Consider the following 19,636-nt stretch of genomic DNA (forward strand, 5'->3'; position numbering starts at 1 on the left):
TGTAGACAAAGTTAGATATACTATCATTTCAGACTGAATTTTGTATTTCTATAATAATTTCTCACCGAAAAGAGAACCCATTAATGCAACAGCTACGGAAGCTGTTTTATTTTTTTCATCTAATATCGGATTAACTTCTACAAATTCAGCTGAAGTTACAACATCTGCTTCTGCTAACATTTCCATTGCCAAATGACTTTCGCGATATGATATTCCTCCAATAACCGGTGTTCCAACCCCTGGTGCATCGTGAGGATCTAATCCATCTAAATCTAAAGAAAGGTGTACGCCATCTGTACGCTCTCTTAAATAACTAATAGCATCCTCCATTACTGCTGTCATGCCCATTCTATCAATTTCATGCATGGTATACACTTTTATACCTATTTCTTTTATTAATTGTTTTTCACCCTCATCCAACGATCTTGCACCGATTATAACAATATTTTCAGGCATGATTTTCGGCTCATAACCTCCAATTTTCGTTAAGGTTGAATCTCCAAGTCCTAAACTAACAGCTAAGGGCATTCCGTGTATGTTACCTGAAGGAGAAGTTTCAGCTGTGTTCAAATCTCCATGTGCATCATACCAAATGACGCCTAGGTTTTTGTAGTGTTTAGCTACTCCAGCAATAGAACCAATCGCAATACTATGATCTCCACCAAATATTAATGGAAATCTCCCCTTTTTTATTTCTTGATCTACCGTACTAGCTAATCTTTCACTAGCTTCCGCAACCGCTTTCAAATTCTTCAAGTTGCTTTCACGGTTACTCGTTCTTTCGGCACTACCAATTTCAATATCTCCTAAGTCTTCAATATGTAAATGTAGATTTTCTAATTTCTCAACTATTCCAGCATATCGAATAGCACTAGGGCCCATGTCCACTCCTCTACGCGTTTGCCCTAAGTCCATCGGAACTCCAATTATCGAAATCTCTTTCTTCATTCTAATTCCTCCTTTAATCTACCTATCCCAATATACATATTGTATCCTCAAAATAACGATTGACTCAACTCCACAATTTTTTGAATATATATGCAATTAGAAAAGCGTATGGGGCATATTTAAAATTTTTGTCGATGAAGTTCACTTTCTTTTTTTCTTGAGCATAATGAACTTCATCTGTCTTATCAAGTTCACTTTTTTTTCTTGAGCAAAATGAACTTCATCGATCTTATCACATTCACTTTCTTCTTTTTTCTTGGGCAAAATGATCTTCATTGACTTTATCACGTTCACTTTCTTCTTTTTTCTTAGTCAAAATGAACTTCATCCGCCTTATCGAGTTCACTTTCTTCTTTTTTCTTGGACAAAATGAACTTCATCAACCTTATCACGTTCACTTTCTTCTTTTTTCTTGGGTAAAATGAACTTCATCTGCTTGGCTTTATCACGTTCATTTCTCACTCTTTATTCTGGCAAAGGTAAATTTCAAACACCCTATTTTAATTATATTTTCTCAATCAAAGTAAACTGCATTTTCTCACCTGACCAAGTATTCACAATTAGAAGCATTTATAATTTCCTTAACAACAAAAAAGCCATAAACTATTGATTAGTCTATGACTTGAAAAATGTATTATTATGGTGGAGCCTAGCAGATCGAACCGCTGACCTCCTGCGTGCAAGGCAGACGCTCTCCCAGCTGAGCTAAGCCTCTAAAAAAACTCATAAAAAAATAAGCAGTCTCTTTAGTGAGACTGCTTACGTTTCATTATGTGCCATGAAGGACTCGAACCTTCGACCCTCTGATTAAAAGTCAGATGCTCTACCAACTGAGCTAATGGCACTTGGCTGGGCTAGCTGGATTCGAACCAACGCATGTCGCAGTCAAAGTGCGATGCCTTACCGCTTGGCTATAGCCCAATAAGTTTTAATGAAAGTAGTTTTATACTGAAAGCCATCAATACCTTACATATACTCTCACAAAGTTAATAAATATATACCTTTTTTTCAAACAAAAACCTCGTCCATAATCTACGAAGTTAAATGGTGGAGGGGGACGGATTCGAACCGCCGAACCCTGAGGGAGCGGATTTACAGTCCGCCGCGTTTAGCCACTTCGCTACCCCTCCATATACTCTTTTTCAATATGAAGTAAACTTCTGGTGGAGGATGACGGGATCGAACCGCCGACCCCCTGCTTGTAAGGCAGGTGCTCTCCCAGCTGAGCTAATCCTCCATAATAATAAGTAATTTATAATCTAAAATTAAGTAATTTAGTTAAGTTATTTTCGCTTCGCGAAAAAAAACTTTGGTGACCCGTACGGGATTCGAACCCGTGTTACCGCCGTGAAAGGGCGGTGTCTTAACCGCTTGACCAACGGGCCGGAATGGAATTTTTTAAGCTTCCAACCGGGCTCGAACCGGTGACCTCTTCCTTACCATGGAAGTGCTCTACCTAACTGAGCTATGGAAGCATGGCTCCACCAGTAGGATTCGAACCTACGACCCTTCGGTTAACAGCCGAATGCTCTACCGCTGAGCTATGGTGGAACGGTAATAGAGAAAATATTAACTGTTTTAAAAGTCTGTTATAATCTCGTCTCAGTTAGTTATAAAATTAAATAGCCTGGCAACGTCCTACTCTCACAGGGGGACAGCCCCCAACTACCATCGGCGCTGAAGAGCTTAACTTCCGTGTTCGGTATGGGAACGGGTGTGGCCTCTTCGCCATCATTACCAGACTATTAGTGTGACATAAAATAATTATAGTCACTTTTGAAAGAAAATCAAGAGTTTTTCACTCTTTTATGTTCCTTCAAAACTAGATAACATGTGTTCATATCAAGAAAGTGATTGTATCGTTCTAATTTGGTTAAGTCCTCGATCTATTAGTATTCGTCAGCTACACGTGTCGCCACGCTTCCACCTCGAACCTATCTACCTGATCATCTTTCAGGGATCTTACTAGCTTGCGCTAAAGGAAATCTCATCTTGAGGGGGGCTTCATGCTTAGATGCTTTCAGCACTTATCCCGTCCGCACGTAGCTACCCAGCTATGCCTTTGGCAAGACAACTGGTACACCAGCGGTGCGTCCATCCCGGTCCTCTCGTACTAAGGACAGCTCCTCTCAAATTTCCTGCGCCCACGACGGATAGGGACCGAACTGTCTCACGACGTTCTGAACCCAGCTCGCGTACCGCTTTAATGGGCGAACAGCCCAACCCTTGGGACCGACTACAGCCCCAGGATGCGATGAGCCGACATCGAGGTGCCAAACCTCCCCGTCGATGTGGACTCTTGGGGGAGATAAGCCTGTTATCCCCGGGGTAGCTTTTATCCGTTGAGCGATGGCCCTTCCATGCGGAACCACCGGATCACTAAGCCCGACTTTCGTCCCTGCTCGACTTGTAGGTCTCGCAGTCAAGCTCCCTTGTGCCTTTACACTCTACGAATGATTTCCAACCATTCTGAGGGAACCTTTGGGCGCCTCCGTTACTCTTTAGGAGGCGACCGCCCCAGTCAAACTGCCCACCTGACACTGTCTCCCACCCCGATTAGGGGTGCGGGTTAGAATTTCAATACAGCCAGGGTAGTATCCCACCGACGCCTCCACCGAAGCTAGCGCTCCGGCTTCTCAGGCTCCTACCTATCCTGTACAAGCTGTACCAAAATTCAATATCAGGCTACAGTAAAGCTCCACGGGGTCTTTCCGTCCTGTCGCGGGTAACCTGCATCTTCACAGGTACTATAATTTCACCGAGTCTCTGGTTGAGACAGTGCCCAGATCGTTACGCCTTTCGTGCGGGTCGGAACTTACCCGACAAGGAATTTCGCTACCTTAGGACCGTTATAGTTACGGCCGCCGTTTACTGGGGCTTCGGTTCAAAGCTTCGCTTGCGCTAACCTCTCCCCTTAACCTTCCAGCACCGGGCAGGCGTCAGCCCCTATACTTCGCCTTGCGGCTTCGCAGAGACCTGTGTTTTTGCTAAACAGTCGCCTGGGCCTATTCACTGCGGCTCTCTCGGGCTTTAACACCCTAACAGAGCACCCCTTCTCCCGAAGTTACGGGGTCATTTTGCCGAGTTCCTTAACCAGAGTTCTCTCGCTCACCTTAGGATTCTCTCCTCGCCTACCTGTGTCGGTTTGCGGTACAGGCACCATTCTCCTCGCTAGAGGCTTTTCTTGGCAGTGTGAAATCAGGAACTTCGGTACTAAATTTCCCTCGCCATCACAGCTCAGCCTTTATGAGAAGCGGATTTGCCTACTTCTCAGCCTTACTGCTTGGACGCGCATATCCAACAGCGCGCTTACCCTATCCTCCTGCGTCCCCCCATTGCTCAAACGGAGTGAAGGTGGTACAGGAATATCAACCTGTTATCCATCGCCTACGCCTTTCGGCCTCGGCTTAGGTCCTGACTAACCCTGAGCGGACGAGCCTTCCTCAGGAAACCTTAGGCATTCGGTGGATGGGATTCTCACCCATCTTTCGCTACTCATACCGGCATTCTCACTTCTAAGCGCTCCACCAGTCCTTACGGTCTAGCTTCAACGCCCTTAGAACGCTCTCCTACCACTGTTCGTAAGAACAGTCCGCAGCTTCGGTGATACGTTTAGCCCCGGTACATTTTCGGCGCAGAGTCACTCGACCAGTGAGCTATTACGCACTCTTTAAATGGTGGCTGCTTCTAAGCCAACATCCTGGTTGTCTAAGCAACTCCACATCCTTTTCCACTTAACGTATACTTTGGGACCTTAGCTGGCGGTCTGGGCTGTTTCCCTCTTGACTACGGATCTTATCACTCGCAGTCTGACTCCCATGGATAAGTCTTTGGCATTCGGAGTTTGACTGAATTCGGTAACCCGATGAGGGCCCCTAGTCCAATCAGTGCTCTACCTCCAAGACTCTAACACATGAGGCTAGCCCTAAAGCTATTTCGGAGAGAACCAGCTATCTCCAGGTTCGATTGGCATTTCACCCCTACCCACACCTCATCCCCGCACTTTTCAACGTGCGTGGGTTCGGGCCTCCATTCAGTGTTACCTGAACTTCACCCTGGACATGGGTAGATCACCTGGTTTCGGGTCTACGACCACGTACTCATTCGCCCTATTCAGACTCGCTTTCGCTACGGCTCCGTCTCATCGACTTAACCTTGCACGGGATCGTAACTCGCCGGTTCATTCTACAAAAGGCACGCTATCACCCGGGTTTTTTCCGAAGAAAAAACATAGGGCTCTAACTACTTGTAGGCACACGGTTTCAGGATCTTTTCACTCCCCTTCCGGGGTGCTTTTCACCTTTCCCTCACGGTACTGGTTCACTATCGGTCACTAGGGAGTATTTAGCCTTGGGAGATGGTCCTCCCTGCTTCCGACGGGATTTCTCGTGTCCCGCCGTACTCAGGATCCACTCAGGAGGGAACGAAGTTTCAACTACAGGGCTTTTACCTTCTACGGCTGACCTTTCCAGGTCGCTTCATTTACCCCGTTCCTTTGTAACTCCATGTTGAGTGTCCTACAACCCCAAGAGGCAAGCCTCTTGGTTTGGGCTAATTCCGTTTCGCTCGCCGCTACTCAGGAAATCGCGTTTGCTTTCTCTTCCTCCGGGTACTTAGATGTTTCAGTTCCCCGGGTCTGCCTTCATTACCCTATGTATTCAGGTAAAGATACTACTCCATTACGAGTAGTGGGTTTCCCCATTCGGAAATCTCTGGATCAAAGCTCACTTACAGCTCCCCAAAGCATATCGGTGTTAGTCCCGTCCTTCATCGGCTCCTAGTGCCAAGGCATCCACCGTGCGCCCTTAATAACTTAACCTCGATATCGCGAATAGATATCTAATAAAGAAAATTTACTAAGATGAACGATACTTTTGATGTATCTTGACATTACTTATGTTATCTAGTTTTCAAAGAACATGGTTCGATAGCTTTTATACTATCTAAAGTTTGAAAGAGGAATGCTCTCTCAAAACTAAACAAAACAACAAGCGTATTATTCCTTAGAAAGGAGGTGATCCAGCCGCACCTTCCGATACGGCTACCTTGTTACGACTTCACCCCAATCATCTGTCCCACCTTAGGCGGCTGGCTCCTAGGCACAACTTAACTTCCTATCATAATTATAAGAGGCTAAGTTGTGCCCAGGTTACCCCACCGACTTCGGGTGTTACAAACTCTCGTGGTGTGACGGGCGGTGTGTACAAGGCCCGGGAACGTATTCACCGCGGCATGCTGATCCGCGATTACTAGCGATTCCAGCTTCATGTAGGCGAGTTGCAGCCTACAATCCGAACTGAGAACGGTTTTATGGGATTGGCTCGACCTCGCGGTTTTGCTGCCCTTTGTACCGTCCATTGTAGCACGTGTGTAGCCCAGGTCATAAGGGGCATGATGATTTGACGTCATCCCCACCTTCCTCCGGTTTGTCACCGGCAGTCATCTTAGAGTGCCCAACTTAATGCTGGCAACTAAGATCAAGGGTTGCGCTCGTTGCGGGACTTAACCCAACATCTCACGACACGAGCTGACGACAACCATGCACCACCTGTCACTTTTGTCCCCCGAAGGGGAACGCCCTATCTCTAGGGAAGGCAAAAGGATGTCAAGACCTGGTAAGGTTCTTCGCGTTGCTTCGAATTAAACCACATGCTCCACCGCTTGTGCGGGCCCCCGTCAATTCCTTTGAGTTTCAGTCTTGCGACCGTACTCCCCAGGCGGAGTGCTTAATGCGTTAGCTGCAGCACTAAGGGGCGGAAACCCCCTAACACTTAGCACTCATCGTTTACGGCGTGGACTACCAGGGTATCTAATCCTGTTTGCTCCCCACGCTTTCGCGCCTCAGCGTCAGTTACAGACCAGAAAGTCGCCTTCGCCACTGGTGTTCCTCCACATCTCTACGCATTTCACCGCTACACGTGGAATTCCACTTTCCTCTTCTGCACTCAAGTTTCCCAGTTTCCAATGACCCTCCACGGTTGAGCCGTGGGCTTTCACATCAGACTTAAGAAACCGCCTGCGCGCGCTTTACGCCCAATAATTCCGGACAACGCTTGCCACCTACGTATTACCGCGGCTGCTGGCACGTAGTTAGCCGTGGCTTTCTGGTTAGGTACCGTCAAGGTACCGGCAGTTACTCCGGTACTTGTTCTTCCCTAACAACAGAGCTTTACGACCCGAAGGCCTTCATCGCTCACGCGGCGTTGCTCCATCAGACTTTCGTCCATTGTGGAAGATTCCCTACTGCTGCCTCCCGTAGGAGTCTGGGCCGTGTCTCAGTCCCAGTGTGGCCGATCACCCTCTCAGGTCGGCTACGCATCGTTGCCTTGGTGAGCCGTTACCTCACCAACTAGCTAATGCGCCGCGGGCCCATCTGTAAGTGATAGCCGAAACCATCTTTCAATAAAGAACCAGGAGGTTCTTTATATTATCCGGTATTAGCTCCGGTTTCCCGAAGTTATCCCAGTCTTACAGGCAGGTTGCCCACGTGTTACTCACCCGTCCGCCGCTAACCTTCAAAAAGCAAGCTTTTATCAGATTCGCTCGACTTGCATGTATTAGGCACGCCGCCAGCGTTCGTCCTGAGCCAGGATCAAACTCTCCGAAGAGTGTTTGAGCAATGCTCATAATGTTTGCTGACTAATGTCAATTAATTGTTTGTTGTTAATCTTAAAGATTAACTTACACGCTGTTGTTTTGTTTAGTTTTCAAAGAACATTTTTAACTCATCGCTCAGAAGCGACTTTATTAATATAACACACTGAGATTTTCATGTCAATATGTTTTTTATTTTATCGCTTTGTGAATGCTTGTGTTCCGTAGCGACGAATAATAATATAACATCTTTGTAACATTTAAGTCAATGCTTTTTATTAAATAAAATTAATATATGTTTTTATGGTTATAGTATTGTTTATTTCTTATGTATTGAACACATTCAGAGTGCGGCGCTACTCTCGTAAATACTTGAAATAATAATTGATATCTCTCTTCCATTGCATGCTTCACCACTCGATCGATTCTTTTATCTTCAAAGTCATGCAATAATTCCTCTAATTCTCTTTTTAATAAGTATTCCACTTCTTTAATTTCCTTTTTACTTAACAGAAGCCCTAACATCCAATCACCTCAAGATTAATTTGTACTATTTTTTCCACTAACTCTTTTTTTATGAAACATTTTTATAAATTTTTCCTAGCATAAGTTCTGTCCGATTGAATACGTATTAAATAGAGACGTGGACAAGGAGAGGATGGCATGAATTTTTTCTATGTAGTAAACGGAAAGAAGCTGAAACAATTAGCTATTATTGTTATTACTGCTTTTTTTACTGCGGGTATTTTATATATAGAGAACATTTCGAATCAACCAGTGTTTTCTACGAAAAAAGGACCTGTTGCTGTTTATAAAGGGGAAGGAAAAGAAAAGGAGATAGCCCTTACCTTTGATATTGATTGGGGAGATGAGAAAGCTATACCCATTTTGGATATCTTAAAAGAACAAGGTATTACCAACGCGACGTTTTTTTTATCGGCATCTTGGGCAGAGCGCCATCCACAAGTTGTTAAACGAATAGTGGACGATGGTCACGAAGTTGGAAGCATGGGTTATCAATCAGAAAATTACACTTCTCTTGATAACGCAAAGGTAAAAAAAGATATTCTAAAAGCTAAAGATGTATTTCAAAAGCTAGAAGTAAAGAATATTCACTTACTTAGACCACCAAACGGCAACTTTAATAAAGAAGTGTTACAAATCGCCACCACATTAGGGTATTCCGTTGTACATTGGAGCGTTGATTCTCATGATTGGTTAAATCCAGGTAAAGAAATCATTGTTTCAAACGTCATATCTAAAGCGGATAAAGGGGATATTATTTTAATGCATGCATCAGATAGTGCAAAACAGACGAAGGATGCGTTACCTGAAATCCTAAACTATTTAAAAGACAAAGAATTAAAAGTGACTTCTGTTTCTGAACTTATTTCTAACACAAAAACAAAGAGCTCTAATATAGATTAATCTATACAAAAAAAGTGCGTCCTTTTTAAAGATTAACCTCTTTAAAAGGACGCATTTTTTATTTTTTCTTCCTTTGTTTTAATGCTTCTTGTTCTAGTGCTGATTTTTCGTTTAACTTGTGAAGTACCAGTATTTGATATGAGTTACATGCTAGCAACGGAAAAAGCATTAGTAATAACCAACTTGGATCGTTTACACGTACAACCGGAAACCATTCCGCTGTTGTAACAACAATCATGAAGAAAAGCGTAGGAATAAATGCGTGATAGTTTGTTTGTGCTGATTTTACATAAGCAACTAATAAAGCATAAATTAGCATAAATACAGGTATCGCGAAATATGGTAACCATGACTCCCCTTCATATGCAAAGAAGTAGTAACGGAAATATACTAAGTCAAATAATATGAAGGCAATTAAAACAACTTGTACATATGTCCAGTAGGAACGGAATATTCCATGTCCAAAGCGGTGAATGGTTAGATAGGCGAAGAAGCCCATTTGACTTATAACACTAAAGATTAAACCTACGCCAATAAACCAAAATGTAACAGATAATATATCTAACACTTGAAAGTTTTCAAATAGTTCTTTATGCCTGTCCCATCTAACTACAAAACCGACGATAGCTGTTGAAAGCCCACCGATGAATAATGTGTTAATAAACAAGCGTACCCAATTACGACTGTTCATGTTTTTCCTCCATTTTTCTTCAAATATCTCTACTGATTGTACCAACAGCAATGCGAAAAATCTACCTTTCCCAATATTTAATTGTGTATATTTCATTAAATCTGATACATATTAAGCGTAGTAATATTAGTAGAAAGGAGCTGTCTGACGTATGAAGAGACGGCTTTTATTGCTCATTATCATTTTTGCTCTCTCTGGATGTGCAGCCGCAGATCAAGGCGGAGGACAAATTGATTATGAAGAAACAAAGAAAATGGTCGTGGATATATTAAAAACAGATGAGGGTAAAAAAGCAATCGAAGACGTAATGGCTGACGAGAAGATGCGTCAAAACCTAGTATTAGATCAGCAAGTCGTAACGGAATCTATTGCTCAAACTTTGAACTCTGATACTGGTGCGAAATTCTGGACAAAAACCTTTGAAGATCCAAAGTTTGCAGAAGCATTCGCAAAAAGCATGCAGAAAGAACATGAAACATTAATCAAAGATTTAATGAAAGATCCTGAATATCAAGAACTAATGATGCAAATTTTACAAGACCCTGAAATGCAAAAAGAATATTTAACCGTTATTCAAAGCAAAGAATTTCGAGTACATTTGCAAAAAGTAATGACAGAAACATTTGAAAGTCCATTGTTCAAAGCAAAGCTACAAGCCATACTTCTTAAAGGTGCGGAGGAACTTCAAGCTGGCCAACCTTCCGACCAAGGTGGTGGAGGGCAACAAGGAGGTAGTGAAGGCGGAGAAGAATCTGCACAAAGTGGTAGTGGCGGTAACGGTGGTCAAGGATAAAAAAAGGATGGCCAGTGTATAATCCTACACTTTGCCATCCTTTTTGTTTATGCTAAATCTGTTACTTGCTTTGCCATTTCTAAATAAATTTTTCCTAGTGGATGATTCTCTTGATATACAGAAGGAGCAAAATCTTCGTCATTCCAATCAGGTTGTTGTAACGGAAGTCGACCTAATAATGGTGCCTGAAGCTCTTTTGATAGCTTGTCTCCGCCACCTTTTCCAAACACATACTCTTTTTCACCAGTTAGCTTACTTTCAAAATAAGCCATATTTTCAATAACACCAATTACTTCATGGTTTGTTTTTATTGCCATAGCACCAGCACGTGCTGCAACAAACGCTGCAGTTGGATGTGGTGTTGTAACTATAACCTCTTTACAAGCTGGTAACATGGAATGAACATCTAAAGCTACATCTCCTGTACCTGGAGGAAGGTCTAATAATAAATAGTCTAGCTCTCCCCACTCCACTTCGCTAAAAAAGCTGTTAAGCATTTTTCCAAGCATTGGACCACGCCAAATAACAGGTGAATTATCCTCTACAAAGAAGCCCATAGAGATAACTTGGACGCCAAAACGTTCTACAGGAATGATACGCTCCCCTCGAACAACTGGTCTCTTTGTAATACCCATCATATCTGGCACACTAAATCCATAAATATCTGCGTCGATTAATCCTACTTTCTTACCTAAACGAGCAAGTGAAACTGCTAAGTTAACCGAAACCGTTGACTTACCTACTCCACCTTTTCCGCTAGCAATAGCAATAAAAGTTGTTTTGTTATTATCCATTATCGATTTTTCTTCTTGAGGTAAGCTCTCGCTATATTTCGCTAATGTTTCTTCAGGTAGATCTGTAAAGCGCAAACCTACAGAATCAGCACCTGCTTCTTTTAGGCGTTGAACAATAGTACCTTGTAATTGCATTTGTTCAGCTGTACCTGTTTTTGCGATAGCCACTTTCACACTAACATGATTCTTTTCTTCTTTAATAGATATTTCTTGAATGGCATTTGTTTCTTCTAAAGTCTTATGTAAAAAAGGGTCCTTTAAACTATTTAATTGTTGTAATACTAACTCTCTTGTAATCACACGGTTCACCCCTATTAAGTTCTATGAATTCGTTTACAAAAATAGTATATCACATTGTCCCTATGTTGCGAACGTAACCGTATTTTGTACAGGAAAAAAGATTGGTGACGTTAATTTTTTTGTCATATTTTCATAAAAAATAAAACCCGCCATTAATCTGGTGGGTTTAGTTCGTTTGTGTAATTTCTCATTATGCCATTATAAATAGAACCTGCTAAAGCCTTTTGATATTCTTCTGACCTTAACAATTCACGTTCACTAGCATTAGATAAAAAGCCTACTTCCACTAATGCGCCTGGAATATTGGCATGCTTTAATAAATAGATGCCATTAATTGATTTTGCACTTCTATCTGTATTACCTAAATTCGTCCTTAATTCATCTTGAATAAATTTAGCCAAACGCTCATTGTCTTCTAAAGAACGATAATAAAACGTTTGTGCTCCTCTCCACTTCGGAGAAGGTATCGCATTTAAATGTAAACTAATAAACATATCCCCATTCGAGTGATTCACCATTTCCACTCTTTTACGCAAGTCTTCTATCTTTCTTCTACTGTAACCTTTAGTAGTAGGATCTGCTAAATCCACATCTGTCTCCCTTGTCATTAAGACGAAAGCTCCTTGTTCTTGAAGATAATCACGTAAGTATAAGGACACTTGAAGTGCTACATCTTTTTCTAGTATGTCTCCACCTACTGCACCACCATCAGGACCACCATGACCAGGGTCTAAGATGATCACCTTTCCAGTCAACGGTAAATTCCATTGCTCCCATGTATCTTCATTAAAAAATTGGAATTGAAATAAGTATATTAATGTTAACGCACCAGTAATGAAAGCCCATATATGCTTTTTTCTCAAACCTAATCCCTCCCGCAAGTCCCTACTAACACTATATGGGACAAGGGACAAGTTTATGAATAATTAGTGCAAACGCATACGGTACCTTTTTAACGATTTATGGAATCCTTCTTTCCACCAATAGTCAATATACATTTCACATTTATAATAAAAAGATTCACTTTCAAATTCATTCTCACTGATGAAACCCCAATAGGTAAAGTAATCATAAAGTGTGTCTATTAAGTATTTTTCTTCCACGTAGCACCTTGTTTTTACTTTTTCTACTTCTTCACCTAAGTAGCCAAATTTTCCATAGGACGCCCCGAGTAAGAAAGACTCAATCGCTAAATCAATACACCCTTCTTCTACCTCAACGATCGGTCTTCCTTTTAAAGAGAGTTGCGGACCGAAGAATTCTTTTGTCTTTTTTCTCAAAACTTCGAGAGAAATTTCCCTTAATACTTTTCTTTCGTAATCCATTTGCTTCTCTCGTTGCTTTTCTTTGAAGGTTGTTACTACAGTCATTCTTTCACACCCTTTCTCGGTTATTGTTTGACCGAAAAACACTCATCATGCGTAAAATGAATGAGTACGTTTTTCCAAGAAAGGAAATGAAAATTAAAAAACTCCCAAACCAATAAGGCTTGAGAGTTTGAACGTCCAAATTAACGTTTTGAGAACTGAGGTGCTTTACGAGCGCCTTTAAGTCCGTATTTTTTACGCTCTTTCATACGTGCGTCACGAGTTAATAATCCAGCGCGCTTTAACGTTCCGCGGTATTCTGGATCAGCTTGTAATAGTGCACGAGAGATACCGTGGCGGATTGCACCAGCTTGACCAGTGTAACCTCCACCTTTCACGTTTACTAATACATCGTAGCTACCTTCTGTTTCAGTAGCTGCTAAAGGTTGCTTTACTACGTTACGTAAAGCTTCGAATGGAATATAGTTTTCGATTTCACGATCGTTGATCACAATGCGTCCGTTACCAGGAACTAGACGTACACGAGCAACAGAACTTTTACGACGACCAGTGCCGTAGTATTGTACTTGTGCCAAAGTAATAACCTCCTTAATAATTAACCACGAAGTTCGTAAGCTTCAGGTTTTTGTGCTTGGTGTGGATGCTCGTTACCAGCATACACGTTTAATTTTTTGAACATTTGACGTCCTAAGCTATTTTTTGGAAGCATTCCTTTAATAGCTAGTTCTAACATCTTTGTAGGATAGTTAGTACGCATTTCTAATGCCGTTCTTTGCTTTAATCCACCTGGGTGCATAGTGTGACGGTAGTAAATTTTGTTGTTTAATTTATTACCAGTTAAATGGATTTTCTCAGCATTGATAATAATTACATGATCTCCAGTGTCTACGTTTGGAGTGTAAGTTGGTTTATGTTTACCACGTAAAATGGATGCAACTTCGCTTGCAAGACGACCTAAAGTTTGACCTTCAGCATCGACTACGTACCATTTACGTTCTACTTCGTGTGCTTTCGCCATAAACGTTGTACGCATTGATTTCCCTCCTAGAAAAATAAAAATTATTTTCGGTCATATTATATTTTTACACGATGAAACTCTTCCGGGGCTTTATCGTGGGGTTAAAATACATACCATGTGATATCTTACATCTTATCTGCCATATTGTCAAGAAAATGTTACACCAGGTTTAGTTGTCATTGAAAAGTGCATTAACACATTCCCAACCTTGGCTTACCAGTACTCATTTTTAACAAAAAACATGGCTTTTAACACTTTTCTACGTCTTTATAATTCACTTTCCATAAATATAACCCATGAGCTGGTGCTGTTTTTCCTGCCGATGACCTGTCTTTCTTTTCCAGTATGGTAAATATTTCAGTAGAATCTTTTTTTCCTTGTCCAATTTCTAATAAAGTGCCAACAATGATTCGGACCATGTTGTATAAAAAGCCATTGCCGACAATTCTTACGGTTAAGAATGAATCCTCTTCCAGTAATTCTAATTCGTAAATAGTTCTAACTTTATCTTCTACCTCTGTTTTAGCGGAGCAAAAACTTGTAAAGTCATGCGTCCCAAGCAAATAACTCATCGCATTTCTGATAGAACTTTTGTTCAATTCAAAAGGATAGTGGTATGCGTAATTTCTCATAAACACACTCTGATCTTTACTTATGTCAATTTTATATCGATATTCTTTTCGTTCCACATCGAATCTAGCGTGAAAGTTCTCACTAATTTTTTGGGATGAAACGATTCGAATATCCGACGGTAAATTTGCATTTAGTGCTTTTTTCCAAGCTTCTTCATGTAAAGATAATGGTGTATCAAAATGAATCACTTGACCGACTGCATGTACTTTTGCGTCGGTTCTCCCTGACCCAGTAACTTTCACTTCTTCACCCTTATGAATTTTGGATAAGGTTTTCTGAATTTCTCCCTGGACAGTTCTTTCATTAGGCTGTACTTGATAGCCTTGAAACGACGTACCGTCATATGAAACAATGCACATAACTCTATTCATTAAATATTCTTCACCTACTACGTACGGATTGTAAACAAGACAATAGTTACAATAGCAAGGATAGCCATTAACATAGAGTCTCTTGTTTTCCATTGTAATAACCTAAATTTCGTTCTACCTTCACCGCCACGATATCCTCTAGCTTCCATCGCCGTAGCGAGCTCTTCAGCCCGTTTAAAAGCACTAATAAATAGTGGCACAAGTAAAGGTACTAATGCTCGCACTCTATCCTTAATTGGGCCACTAGTGAACTCTACACCTCTTGCACTTTGTGCTTTCATAATTTTATCAGTTTCTTGCATTAAAGTTGGAATAAAGCGTAACGAAATTGACATCATTAACGAAAGTTCATGAACAGGTGCACGATAGCGCTTAAGTGGACCTAAAAGTGTTTCCATCCCGTCCGTCACTTCAATTGGTGTTGTAGTTAATGTTAAAATTGTTGTTATCGTAATCAAAAAGATAAAACGGAAGGAAATAAAGATTGCCTGTTCTATGCCCTCTTTATACACTTCAAGAAAGCCTAATTTAAATAATAATTGCCCATCCTTCGTTAAAAATACATGAAAAATCATTGTGAATAAAATGATCCATATAATCGGCTTTAATCCCTTAAGAATAAATGAAGGGCTAATCTTTGTAAGCAATACTAATGAACCTACAAAAACACCTAAAACTAAATAACCTACCGCATTATTTGCTAAAAAAACAACGATGACAAATAAAAATACTAATAACAACTTTGCTCTCGGATCCATCTTGTGAATGATTGACTCGCCAGGAACATATCTACCAATAATAAAATTATTCATTGTTCGTATCCCCCTTCAAGAGAGATACGGTAGCCTTCGCTACTTCCTCTATCGTAAGGCAAGGTTCACCATACGTTTTCCCTAAACTTTTCTCTAGTTCTTTTACAAACTTAACAGTCTCTGGGACATCTAAATTTAACTCTTTTAGCAGTTCATATTCATTGAAAATAGATCTAGGTGGGCCATCTAAGACAACTGTCCCCTTGCTCATTACAATGATTCGATCTGCATATTTTGCAGCATCTTCCATACTATGTGTAACGAGTACCGTACTCATCTTCTTTTCTTTGTGCAGATTATAAAATAAATCCATTATCTCCTTACGACCTCTTGGGTCTAAGCCAGCTGTAGGCTCATCCAGGACCAAAACGTCTGGTTCCATAGCTAATACACCAGCTATCGCTACACGCCTCATCTGACCACCACTAAGATCAAATGGAGATTTGAATAAATACTCTTCTCCCAAACCAACTAGTAGTATTGCTTCTTTCGCTCGAGCCTTCGCAACATTTATAGGCACACCAAAGTTTAATGGTCCAAAGCATATATCTTTTTCAACCGTTTCTTCAAAAAGTTGATGTTCTGGAAATTGAAATACAACACCCACTTTTTTACGAAGTGCTTTTAAGTTTTTAGATTTTTTATTCGCTCTTATTACATGTTCCCCTACATGAATAGATCCCTTTGTTGGTTGTAATAGAGCATTTAGATGTTGTAGTAAAGTGGATTTACCTGAACCAGTATGTCCAATAATCGCTGTATAAGAGTTAGATGGAATTGTTAAGTTAATATCAAAAATAGCTTTTCTTTCATAAGGGGTTTTCATTTGGTATGTATGCTCTAAATCCGTTATTTTAATTTGCATAACTCTTCCATCAACCCTTCATTGCTGATTGTATCTTCTAAGACGATTCCATGATTTTGTAATTCCATTCTTAACTTTAAAGCAAACGGTAAATCTAGTCCAATCTCTACTAACTTATCACCTAATGCAAATACCTCTTTAGGTGTTCCCTCTGCAAAGATTTGTCCATTGTTTAAAACAATTATTCGATCTGCTTTCGTTGCTTCCTCTAAATCATGCGTTATAGAAAGTACAGTTAACCCTAACGCCGCGCGGAGTTCTTGCAACGTTTGAATGACTTCCAAACGGCCATGTGGATCTAACATGCTTGTAGCCTCGTCTAGAACGATAATAGCTGGCTGTAACGCCATAACTCCAGCTATTGCTACCCGTTGTTTTTGTCCTCCAGAAAGCTGATGTGGTTCTTGGTTTAGAAAAGATTCCATCCCCACTTTTTTAATGGCTTCGTCTACACGCTTTACCATTTCTGCTCTTGGTGTTCCGATATTTTCTAAACCAAACGCAACATCGTCACGGACAGTTGATCCTACAAATTGATTATCAGGGTTTTGAAATACCATTCCAATTTGTTTACGAACTTCCCATACCGTATCTTCTGTTAATGTAATACCATTCACTTTTACGTCACCTTCAGTAGGCATAAGTAGACCATTTAGTATACGGGCTAGTGTTGACTTTCCTGACCCATTATGCCCAACGACTGCTATCCATTCCCCTCTCTTAATAGATAAATCGATCCCTTTAAGAGTAGGTTCATTTAATGTCTCATATTGAAATAGTAAGCTATCAATTTGCAAGATAAAATCGTTCACGTAAATTCTCCTCTCCACTCATCTTAACTCGTCTCTTCTGTATTGAATCCGTTCATATTATATGACTTACTAAACTACTAAACGAATAACGCATCGTTTCATTGTATCGATACATTACAATCACTTTATAACGAGAACATCAAATATAACAACGAAAAATGCTCGTTTTTCATTAAGCGAATCGAAATTATGAATCCAATTCCATTATATTAAAATTCAGATTAATTGGGTAAAAAAATAAAGGGCATAGATCAGTCATTACAACTGTCTGCCCTTCTATTATGACTGTCGTCTTAAATTATACTAACTCGATAATTACCATTGGTGCGCCATCTCCGCGACGAGGTCCAAGTTTCATGATACGAGTGTATCCACCTTGGCGCTCTTCGTAACGTGGAGCGATATCACCGAATAATTTTTGAACTGCGTTTTCACCAGTTTCAGCATTTGCAACTTCATTACGAATGTATGCAGCAGCTTGACGACGAGCATGTAAATCACCACGTTTACCTAGAGTGATCATTTTTTCAACTACTGAACGTAATTCTTTTGCACGAGTTTCAGTAGTTTCAATGCGCTCGCTGATGATTAAATCAGTTGCTAAGTCACGTAATAATGCTTTACGTTGTGCACTTGTACGACCTAATTTTCTGTATCCCATGTTGAGGTTCCCTCCTTTGTTGAAAGTTTTGAAACGTTCAAACACATAAAGATGCCTAGTTTTCCACTTAAAAACTAGTCATCTTTACGCAGGCCTAAGCCAAGCTCTTCTAATTTGTGCTTAACCTCTTCTAAAGATTTGCGGCCTAAGTTACGAACTTTCATCATATCTTCTTCAGTTTTATTTGCAAGTTCTTGAACAGTATTAATTCCTGCACGCTTTAAGCAGTTATAAGAACGAACGGAAAGGTCAAGCTCTTCGATAGTCATCTCTAAGACTTTTTCCTTTTGATCTTCTTCCTTTTCCACCATTATCTCAGCGTTTTGAGCCTCATCAGTTAACCCAACAAAGATGTTAAGGTGTTCTGTTAAGATTTTTGCACCAAGAGCAGCTGCTTCTTGTGCTCCAATACTTCCGTCAGTCCATACGTCTAATGTAAGTTTATCGTAGTTAGCTACTTGACCTACACGAGTATTTTCAACAAAATAGGATACACGAGAAACTGGTGTAAAGATAGAGTCAATTGGTATAACACCAATTGGTTGATCTTCGCGTTTGTTACCAACAGCTGGTACGTATCCACGGCCACGTTTAGCAGTAAAACGAATACGTAAGTGTGCGTTTTTTGCTAACGTTGCTATATGAAGGTCAGGATTTAATATCTCAACATCACTATCATGCATGATGTCACCAGCTTTCACTGAACCTTCACCTTTCACGTCAATCTCTAACGTCTTTTCTTCATCTGAATAGATTTTAAGCGCTAGTTTCTTAACGTTTAAGATAACGGATGTAACATCTTCCACGACACCTTCAATTGTTGAGAATTCATGCAGTACACCATCTATTTGGATAGATGTAACAGCGGCACCAGGGAGTGAGGATAGTAATATACGACGTAAGGAGTTCCCTAAAGTTGTACCATATCCACGCTCGAGTGGCTCGACGACGAATTTTCCGTAATTGGCGTCCTCGCTGATTTCAACCGTTTCGATTTTTGGTTTTTCGATTTCTAACATTCATAACCCTCCTTCAAAACGTCGAAACCCCGGAAAGACACGTAGAATGTCTATCCGAAATTCCTCATTGGTATGTCCCGTTGTGCACAACAACATTTAATATTTCTGTATTTTTTCTAAATATACTATAACATACGCCATTATTGACAAGTATAACAAATTTTATACAGAAAAATTAAACACGGCGACGTTTTGGTGGACGGCAACCGTTGTGAGGAACTGGAGTTACGTCTCTGATAGCTGTTACTTCAAGTCCAGCTGCTTGTAATGCACGGATAGCTGCTTCACGACCAGAACCAGGACCTTTAACAGTAACCTCTAAAGTTTTTAAACCATGCTCCATTGCTGTTTTAGAAGCAGCTTCAGCAGCCATTTGAGCCGCGAATGGAGTAGACTTACGAGATCCTCTGAATCCAAGTGCACCAGCACTAGACCAAGAAAGAGCATTTCCATGAGCATCTGTAATTGTTACGATCGTGTTATTAAAAGTAGAACGGATATGAGCAATACCAACTTCTACATTCTTTTTCACACGGCGTTTACGAGTATTAGTTTTACGTGCCATAAGT

General features: G+C 40.7%; 17 protein-coding genes, 7 tRNA genes and 3 rRNA genes. 2 read left to right on the top strand and 25 right to left on the bottom strand.

The window, feature by feature from the left end:
- Nucleotides 1-48: 48 nt before the first annotated feature.
- The 12 genes from rocF to CDZ92_RS14755 all read right to left on the bottom strand — a co-directional run bounded on the left by rocF (nt 49) and on the right by CDZ92_RS14755 (nt 8,067).
- The gene (gene rocF / locus CDZ92_RS14695; protein ID WP_096155925.1) at nt 49-948 is read right to left on the bottom strand and encodes an arginase; all 900 of its coding nucleotides are present in this window, start codon (nt 946-948) and stop codon (nt 49-51) included.
- 772 nt (nt 949-1,720) lie between these two features.
- Nucleotides 1,721-1,793, bottom strand: a tRNA-Lys gene (locus CDZ92_RS14705).
- A 1-nt stretch (nt 1,794) separates the two neighbouring features.
- Nucleotides 1,795-1,869, bottom strand: a tRNA-Gln gene (locus CDZ92_RS14710).
- Between the two features lie 124 nt (nt 1,870-1,993).
- Nucleotides 1,994-2,078 (bottom strand) — tRNA-Tyr (locus CDZ92_RS14715).
- Between the two features lie 31 nt (nt 2,079-2,109).
- Nucleotides 2,110-2,185 (bottom strand) — tRNA-Val (locus tag CDZ92_RS14720).
- Between the two features lie 73 nt (nt 2,186-2,258).
- Nucleotides 2,259-2,333, bottom strand: a tRNA-Glu gene (locus CDZ92_RS14725).
- Nucleotides 2,334-2,349: 16 nt separating this feature from the next.
- Nucleotides 2,350-2,423 (bottom strand) — tRNA-Thr (locus tag CDZ92_RS14730).
- A 1-nt stretch (nt 2,424) separates the two neighbouring features.
- Nucleotides 2,425-2,499: transfer RNA gene (locus CDZ92_RS14735), tRNA-Asn, on the bottom strand.
- Between the two features lie 74 nt (nt 2,500-2,573).
- Nucleotides 2,574-2,690, bottom strand: a 5S ribosomal RNA gene (gene rrf / locus CDZ92_RS14740).
- Between the two features lie 127 nt (nt 2,691-2,817).
- Nucleotides 2,818-5,767, bottom strand: a 23S ribosomal RNA gene (locus CDZ92_RS14745).
- Between the two features lie 188 nt (nt 5,768-5,955).
- Nucleotides 5,956-7,556: ribosomal RNA gene (locus tag CDZ92_RS14750) — 16S ribosomal RNA — on the bottom strand.
- Together the 16S, 23S and 5S rRNA genes with 7 tRNA genes alongside form the textbook arrangement of a ribosomal RNA operon.
- Nucleotides 7,557-7,830: 274 nt before the next feature.
- Nucleotides 7,831-8,067, bottom strand: coding sequence for a hypothetical protein (locus CDZ92_RS14755; RefSeq protein ID WP_096155927.1), 237 nt, complete (start codon nt 8,065-8,067; stop codon nt 7,831-7,833).
- Between the two features lie 138 nt (nt 8,068-8,205).
- Between CDZ92_RS14755 and pdaB the strand changes: the two genes are divergently transcribed.
- The gene (gene pdaB / locus CDZ92_RS14760; RefSeq protein WP_096155928.1) at nt 8,206-8,970 is read left to right on the top strand and encodes a polysaccharide deacetylase family sporulation protein PdaB; all 765 of its coding nucleotides are present in this window, start codon (nt 8,206-8,208) and stop codon (nt 8,968-8,970) included.
- 58 nt (nt 8,971-9,028) lie between these two features.
- Here the strand turns inward: pdaB and CDZ92_RS14765 are convergent, their stop codons facing one another.
- On the bottom strand, nt 9,029-9,661 hold the full coding sequence (locus CDZ92_RS14765) for a KinB-signaling pathway activation protein (RefSeq protein WP_096155930.1): 633 nt from the start codon (nt 9,659-9,661) through the stop codon (nt 9,029-9,031).
- Nucleotides 9,662-9,812: 151 nt separating this feature from the next.
- Here CDZ92_RS14765 and gerD point away from each other — a divergent pair, with 151 nt between their 5' ends.
- Nucleotides 9,813-10,454 carry a spore germination lipoprotein GerD gene (gerD, locus tag CDZ92_RS14770; protein WP_096155931.1) on the top strand — a complete coding sequence of 214 codons (642 nt, stop codon included), beginning with the start codon at nt 9,813-9,815 and terminating at the stop codon, nt 10,452-10,454.
- Nucleotides 10,455-10,501: 47 nt separating this feature from the next.
- Here gerD and CDZ92_RS14775 read toward each other — a convergent pair whose 3' ends face one another.
- The 12 genes from CDZ92_RS14775 to rpsK form a co-directional block, all read right to left on the bottom strand.
- Nucleotides 10,502-11,548, bottom strand: a complete 1,047-nt coding sequence (locus CDZ92_RS14775; protein WP_096155932.1) for an Mrp/NBP35 family ATP-binding protein — start codon at nt 11,546-11,548, stop codon at nt 10,502-10,504.
- Between the two features lie 152 nt (nt 11,549-11,700).
- Complete coding sequence (gene cwlD / locus CDZ92_RS14780) at nt 11,701-12,411, bottom strand: N-acetylmuramoyl-L-alanine amidase CwlD (protein WP_096155934.1); 711 nt, start codon at nt 12,409-12,411, stop codon at nt 11,701-11,703.
- A gap of 63 nt (nt 12,412-12,474) precedes the next feature.
- Nucleotides 12,475-12,918, bottom strand: a complete 444-nt coding sequence (locus CDZ92_RS14785) for a DUF2521 family protein (RefSeq protein WP_096155935.1) — start codon at nt 12,916-12,918, stop codon at nt 12,475-12,477.
- 140 nt (nt 12,919-13,058) lie between these two features.
- Nucleotides 13,059-13,451, bottom strand: coding sequence for a 30S ribosomal protein S9 (rpsI, locus tag CDZ92_RS14790; RefSeq protein WP_096155937.1), 393 nt, complete (start codon nt 13,449-13,451; stop codon nt 13,059-13,061).
- A 20-nt stretch (nt 13,452-13,471) separates the two neighbouring features.
- A complete protein-coding gene (gene rplM, locus CDZ92_RS14795) occupies nt 13,472-13,909 on the bottom strand; it encodes a 50S ribosomal protein L13 (protein ID WP_096155938.1) in 438 nt (145 codons plus the stop codon).
- Between the two features lie 233 nt (nt 13,910-14,142).
- On the bottom strand, nt 14,143-14,898 hold the full coding sequence (truA, locus tag CDZ92_RS14800) for a tRNA pseudouridine(38-40) synthase TruA (protein WP_096155939.1): 756 nt from the start codon (nt 14,896-14,898) through the stop codon (nt 14,143-14,145).
- Between the two features lie 17 nt (nt 14,899-14,915).
- Nucleotides 14,916-15,710: an energy-coupling factor transporter transmembrane component T family protein gene (locus CDZ92_RS14805; RefSeq protein ID WP_096155940.1), complete on the bottom strand. Its 795-nt coding sequence runs from the start codon at nt 15,708-15,710 to the stop codon at nt 14,916-14,918.
- Nucleotides 15,703-16,575 carry an energy-coupling factor ABC transporter ATP-binding protein gene (locus tag CDZ92_RS14810; RefSeq protein ID WP_096155942.1) on the bottom strand — a complete coding sequence of 291 codons (873 nt, stop codon included), beginning with the start codon at nt 16,573-16,575 and terminating at the stop codon, nt 15,703-15,705. Before CDZ92_RS14810 ends, CDZ92_RS14805 begins: the two co-directional genes overlap by 8 nt.
- The gene (locus CDZ92_RS14815; RefSeq protein WP_096155944.1) at nt 16,560-17,387 is read right to left on the bottom strand and encodes an energy-coupling factor ABC transporter ATP-binding protein; all 828 of its coding nucleotides are present in this window, start codon (nt 17,385-17,387) and stop codon (nt 16,560-16,562) included. The genes CDZ92_RS14810 and CDZ92_RS14815 overlap by 16 nt, the downstream gene beginning before the upstream one ends.
- 298 nt (nt 17,388-17,685) lie before the next feature.
- Nucleotides 17,686-18,048, bottom strand: a complete 363-nt coding sequence (gene rplQ / locus CDZ92_RS14820; protein WP_096155945.1) for a 50S ribosomal protein L17 — start codon at nt 18,046-18,048, stop codon at nt 17,686-17,688.
- A 74-nt stretch (nt 18,049-18,122) separates the two neighbouring features.
- Nucleotides 18,123-19,067: a DNA-directed RNA polymerase subunit alpha gene (locus tag CDZ92_RS14825; protein WP_096155947.1), complete on the bottom strand. Its 945-nt coding sequence runs from the start codon at nt 19,065-19,067 to the stop codon at nt 18,123-18,125.
- 175 nt (nt 19,068-19,242) lie between these two features.
- A complete protein-coding gene (gene rpsK / locus CDZ92_RS14830) occupies nt 19,243-19,632 on the bottom strand; it encodes a 30S ribosomal protein S11 (protein ID WP_096155948.1) in 390 nt (129 codons plus the stop codon).
- Between the last annotated feature and the right edge of the window lie 4 nt (nt 19,633-19,636).

This window comes from Bacillus sp. FJAT-45066 (genome assembly GCF_002335755.1).
Lineage (GTDB): Bacteria > Bacillota > Bacilli > Bacillales > Bacillaceae_I > Bacillus_CD > Bacillus_CD alkalisoli.

Bases quoted from the DNA above. Each gene is read 5' to 3' on its own strand.
- truA (WP_096155939.1), bottom strand. From the start codon at position 14,898: ATGAATAGAGTTATGTGCATTGTTTCATATGACGGTACGTCGTTTCAA.
- CDZ92_RS14825 (WP_096155947.1), bottom strand. From the start codon at position 19,067: ATGTTAGAAATCGAAAAACCAAAAATCGAAACGGTTGAAATCAGCGAG.
- rplM (WP_096155938.1), bottom strand. From the start codon at position 13,909: ATGCGTACAACGTTTATGGCGAAAGCACACGAAGTAGAACGTAAATGG.
- CDZ92_RS14765 (WP_096155930.1), bottom strand. From the start codon at position 9,661: ATGAACAGTCGTAATTGGGTACGCTTGTTTATTAACACATTATTCATC.
- CDZ92_RS14755 (WP_096155927.1), bottom strand. From the start codon at position 8,067: ATGTTAGGGCTTCTGTTAAGTAAAAAGGAAATTAAAGAAGTGGAATAC.
- gerD (WP_096155931.1), top strand. From the start codon at position 9,813: ATGAAGAGACGGCTTTTATTGCTCATTATCATTTTTGCTCTCTCTGGA.
- rplQ (WP_096155945.1), bottom strand. From the start codon at position 18,048: ATGGGATACAGAAAATTAGGTCGTACAAGTGCACAACGTAAAGCATTA.
- rpsK (WP_096155948.1), bottom strand. From the start codon at position 19,632: ATGGCACGTAAAACTAATACTCGTAAACGCCGTGTGAAAAAGAATGTA.
- CDZ92_RS14785 (WP_096155935.1), bottom strand. From the start codon at position 12,918: ATGACTGTAGTAACAACCTTCAAAGAAAAGCAACGAGAGAAGCAAATG.
- rocF (WP_096155925.1), bottom strand. From the start codon at position 948: ATGAAGAAAGAGATTTCGATAATTGGAGTTCCGATGGACTTAGGGCAA.
- pdaB (WP_096155928.1), top strand. From the start codon at position 8,206: ATGAATTTTTTCTATGTAGTAAACGGAAAGAAGCTGAAACAATTAGCT.
- CDZ92_RS14805 (WP_096155940.1), bottom strand. From the start codon at position 15,710: ATGAATAATTTTATTATTGGTAGATATGTTCCTGGCGAGTCAATCATT.
- CDZ92_RS14810 (WP_096155942.1), bottom strand. From the start codon at position 16,575: ATGCAAATTAAAATAACGGATTTAGAGCATACATACCAAATGAAAACC.